The following is a 3,487-nucleotide window of genomic DNA, read 5'->3' on the forward strand; positions in this document are numbered from 1 at the left end:
GGACACCTTCTGTCATTGGGTGCGGGACTGCAAGGTAGATCGACTTGGGGTTCATGCTTCTGTCCGTGATCGACGCGTGGTCGTCACATGATGCGGTCGGAAAAATCAGGGTAGCCGATCTCGAAAACGGCGTTGATCGCCAAAGCGTCCAGCGGCTTGTCCCTGACCATCGTCCCCTCGCCGGTCACCCGCAGGGGACCTCTACGTAGCTGAGTATCCGGGCATCTTTTCTCTCCTCGAAGGCTATGCCGGCTGGCCGTACCTGAAGTCGGCTTCATCGACCCACATCCGGTGCAGAATGATGCCAAGCTTGCGGGCGAGCGCGACCTTGGCGCGCTTCGCGCTGCGGCGCTTGGCGATATTCATTGCCCAGGCCTTGATCTTCGACCATTTCGCCACGCGCGTCATCAGAACGTGCGCTGCCTCGAACAGAGCGACCCTGACCGCCGGATCACCGGCACGACTGATCCCGCCGTTCCGATCTATCTCGCCCGATTGATATTTTCGCGGCGTCAGGCCGAAGCAGGGACCGACTGACTTGGACGATCGAAAGCGGGCAGGATTATCGACCGCGGCACGGTAGGTAAGCGCGACAATCGCGCCAACGCCTGGCGCGGTCATGAGCCTCCGGCATACGGCGTCGGTGCGAACGATATCCCGGACCTGCCCATCCAGGACAGCCAGCTGCGCGCGTAATACTTGGCGCACAACGAGCAAGGGTTCCATGATGGAGGCAAGCGTTGCATTGCCCGAGACTATGTCGCGGACGGCATCATCCCAACGGCCCCGCAGCAGTCGGCCGAGGCGCAGGCCGAAACCCTTCAACAACCCGCGTACGCTATTCTCGATGTCCTTCTGCCGGCGCATCAATGTCGACCGCGCGGCCAGCAACGTACGCTGCTCGCGGGCGGGAATGGTCTTGACGTGCACCGGCCTGAACCAGCCCGAGCGCAATAGCTGGGCCATACCCCGGGCGTCGTTGCGGTCCGTCTTCATGACCATCGCCGACAGCGCAGCGCGGACCTGCCGGGTCTCCATCAGAACCGGCTCAATCCCTGCGTCCTGGAGGCCGCGAAAAAGCCATTCCGAAAGCGGTCCGGCCTCGAAGCCGACCAGTTCGAGTTCAGCGCTGTAGGGGGCCAGGCAATGGGCGATCGCCTCCGGATCGCTAATCGTCACTGCTTCCAACAGAATATTGCCACCGGCGTCGATCACGCAAATCGCCGTCTTATCCATAGAAACATCAAGCGCGGCATAGGCAGTCATGGCTTTCCTCCTCGATAGGGGATGCTCAATATGGGGCGAATCGCACCCAATGACCGCATCTCGAAAAACCTCTGGTGCATAGCGGCCTGAACTGATTCACTGCCATTGCGCGACAGCGGAGGCGGTAATGGCGGGACAGCCGGGTTTCTTTGATCTTTCGAACCAGTACGAGGCGCTGAGTGCAGCGGGCGATCCGCTGGAGCGGTTGGCGGCCGTCGTTGACTTCGAGGTTTTCCGTTGACCGCTGGTCGCCGCCCTGCGACGCGCCCCGCGCGCCAAGGGCGGACGTCTGCCGTTCGACCCTGTGCTGATGTTCAAGATCCTGGTTCTGCAGGCACTGTACTCGTTGTCAGACGAGGCAACCGAGTTTCAGATCAAGGATCGGCTGTCGTTTCAGCGGTTCCTGGGCCTTGGGCTCGACGGCACGGTGCCGGATGCGACGACGGTATGGCTGTTCCGCGAGCGCCTCGTGAAGGCCAGGGCGATCGACCGGCTGTTCGCCCGCTTCGATGCCGCGCTGACCGATCGGGGTTATCTGGCCATGGGCGGCCAAATCATCGATGCCACGGTCGTGCCGGCGCCGAAACAACGGAATACCGAAGTGGAGAAGATGGCGATCAAGGAGGGGTGCGTTCCCGAGGCCTGTCAAGTAAAACCCGCCAAGCTCCGCCAGAAGGATCGCGACGCGCGCTGGAGCGTCAAGTACACCAAGGCCAAGGTGAAGGAAGGCGCCGATCCCAAGGCGTTCAAGCCGGTCGACCTCGCTATCCCGATGTTCGGCTACAAGAACCACATCGGCATCGACAGGACCCATGGTCTGATCCGTACCTGGGACGCCAGCGCCGCCAATGCTCACGATGGTGCACGACTGCCCGATGTGGTCAGCAAGGACAACACCGGCTCGGGGGTCTGGGCGGACACGGCCTACCGGTCGAAGAAGAACGAGGCGTTCCTCGCCAAGGGGATGTTCACCAGCCACATCCACCAGAAGAAGCTGCCGCGCCGGCCGATGCCCGAACGCATCGCCAGGGCCAATGCAAAACGATCCGCCGTGCGTTCGGCGGTCGAGCACTTGTTCGCCGGGCAGAAGCACCGCATGGGGCTGGTCGTGCGGACCATCGGCATCGCCCGCGCCCGCATCAAGATCGGGATGGTCAACCTGGCCTATAACTTCCAGCGTCTTGCCTGGCTTGAGGGGCGTCCTGCGCCCGCATGACGCAAAAACCGGCCCCTGCAGCCGGTTCCGACACGGAAATCAGCGGATCAGCACCCAAAAACCGGGGCTCACCGTCAATTTGCGCGCCTTCACGTCGCCATCATGCCGAAATCAGACGGTTCTTCGAGATGCGGTCATTGGGTGCGATTCGCCCCATATTGAGCATCCCCTATCGAGGAGGAAAGCCATGACTGCCTATGCCGCGCTTGATGTTTCTATGGATAAGACGGCGATTTGCGTGATCGACGCCGGTGGCAATATTCTGTTGGAAGCAGTGACGATTAGCGATCCGGAGGCGATCGCCCATTGCCTGGCCCCCTACAGCGCTGAACTCGAACTGGTCGGCTTCGAGGCCGGACCGCTTTCGGAATGGCTTTTTCGCGGCCTCCAGGACGCAGGGATTGAGCCGGTTCTGATGGAGACCCGGCAGGTCCGCGCTGCGCTGTCGGCGATGGTCATGAAGACGGACCGCAACGACGCCCGGGGTATGGCCCAGCTATTGCGCTCGGGCTGGTTCAGGCCGGTGCACGTCAAGACCATTCCCGCCCGCGAGCAGCGTACGTTGCTGGCCGCGCGGTCGACATTGATGCGCCGGCAGAAGGACATCGAGAATAGCGTACGCGGGTTGTTGAAGGGTTTCGGCCTGCGCCTCGGCCGACTGCTGCGGGGCCGTTGGGATGATGCCGTCCGCGACATAGTCTCGGGCAATGCAACGCTTGCCTCCATCATGGAACCCTTGCTCGTTGTGCGCCAAGTATTACGCGCGCAGCTGGCTGTCCTGGATGGGCAGGTCCGGGATATCGTTCGCACCGACGCCGTATGCCGGAGGCTCATGACCGCGCCAGGCGTTGGCGCGATTGTCGCGCTTACCTACCGTGCCGCGGTCGATAATCCTGCCCGCTTTCGATCGTCCAAGTCAGTCGGTCCCTGCTTCGGCCTGACGCCGCGAAAATATCAATCGGGCGAGATAGATCGGAACGGCGGGGTCAGTCGTGCCGGTGATCC

The 3,487-nt window shown here is 62.3% G+C and carries 2 protein-coding genes and 1 pseudogene; 2 read left to right on the top strand and 1 reads right to left on the bottom strand.

Translation table 11 applies throughout. The annotated features are described in order from the left end of the window. Positions 1–243: 243 nt before the first annotated feature. Positions 244–1,266: an IS110 family transposase gene (locus LH128_RS24720; protein WP_008832424.1), complete on the bottom strand. Its 1,023-nt coding sequence runs from the start codon at positions 1,264–1,266 to the stop codon at positions 244–246. Between the two features lie 127 nt (positions 1,267–1,393). Here LH128_RS24720 and LH128_RS24725 point away from each other — a divergent pair. After that, positions 1,394–2,482, top strand: a pseudogene (locus tag LH128_RS24725) (IS5 family transposase). A 187-nt stretch (positions 2,483–2,669) separates the two neighbouring features. Further along, a partial coding sequence (locus tag LH128_RS24730) for an IS110 family transposase (protein ID WP_008832427.1) occupies positions 2,670–3,487 on the top strand: 818 nt, incomplete at its 3' end.

Source organism: Sphingomonas sp. LH128 (assembly GCF_000293195.2).
GTDB lineage: Bacteria > Pseudomonadota > Alphaproteobacteria > Sphingomonadales > Sphingomonadaceae > Novosphingobium > Novosphingobium resinovorum_A.

What these genes read in the sequence shown, in the direction of transcription:
- LH128_RS24720 (WP_008832424.1), bottom strand. Translation starts at nt 1,266, where the DNA reads ATGACTGCCTATGCCGCGCTTGATGTTTCTATGGATAAGACGGCGATT.